The sequence below is a fragment of the Mesorhizobium sp. P2_A12 genome (assembly GCF_056405075.1).
This window is the reverse complement of record NZ_JBFUCU010000081.1, coordinates 1-992: the sequence shown is the minus strand read 5'-3', so window position 1 is coordinate 992 and position 992 is coordinate 1. Positions and strand designations below refer to the sequence as shown.

Annotated in this window: 1 protein-coding gene; it reads right to left on the bottom strand. The window is 61.1% G+C overall.

Features of this window, described 5'->3' with window-relative positions; translation table 11 throughout:
* Positions 1–9: 9 nt before the first annotated feature.
* Positions 10–958, bottom strand: a protein-coding gene (locus tag AC1DZU_RS35575) for an IS630 family transposase (protein ID WP_477292129.1) whose coding sequence is annotated in 2 segments (ribosomal slippage) — positions 10–621 and positions 623–958 — 948 coding nt in all. Because the reading frame shifts where the segments join, the coding sequence is not laid out codon by codon here.
* Positions 959–992: the final 34 nt, after the last annotated feature.

Below are 992 nucleotides of genomic sequence, written 5' to 3'. Positions count from 1 at the left end.
TAGAGTCCTTCACGTTTTGACGGAAGCGTATCCGGCATTTACGAAGTAGTTCTTGCATTCGGCTGCCTCGATCGTTTCGACGAGGTGGCCGATGTGGCGCCAAGTTTCCTCGACGGTGCGTTTCTGAGCCTGGCGCATCCAGTGTTTGATCTTGGCGAAAGCCTGCTCGATCGGATTGAGGTCCGGAGAGTAGGGCGGCAGGTACCAAAGCCTGGCGCCGGCAGCTCTGATCATGTGCCTGATGGCCGCCGACTTATGACTTCCCAGATTATCCATGACGACGATGTCGCCGGGCTTCAGAACTGTGACGAGCTGCTGCTCGACATAGGCGCGGAAACATTGGCCGTTGATCGGGCCGTCGAAGACGCAAGGTGCCGCGAGCCGATCCCAGCGCAGCGCGCCGAGGAAGGTCAGCGTGCGCCAGTGGCCATGTGGAGCCAGGCCGCGCAGCCGCTTGCCTTTCGGCCCCCAGCCTCGCAGCGGAGCCATATTGGTCTTGATCCAGGTCTCATCGATGAAGACCAGGCACCGCGGATCGAGACCGCTCTGCCAGGATCGCCATCGCTGGCGCTTGCGGGCAATATCAGCGCGCGCCTGCTCAAGGGCGAACAGCGTTTTTTTTGAAGCTCAGGCCCTCGCGGCGCAAGAACAGCCACACTGCGTTGTGCGAGACTTTAACCCCGCGCGCGGCCAACTCATCCTTCAGACCGTGCAGCGTCAAATGAGGTGTCTCACGCATACGCGCCTCGATGAAGGCACGGTGCGGCTCCAGTACTCTCTTGCGATGTCCACCCATCTTGCCCGGCGCCACCGAGCCGGTCGTCCCATGGCGCTGCAACAGCTTCACCGCGGCCGAAATCGAAATGCCAAACCGCTTGGCGGCAGATCGGCGGCTTTCACCACCCAAAACCGCCGCTACAACCCGCTCGCGAAGATCATTGGAAAGAGGTCGGGTCATCAGATGCTGGCCTCCATTCCCAGCCAGCATCTTG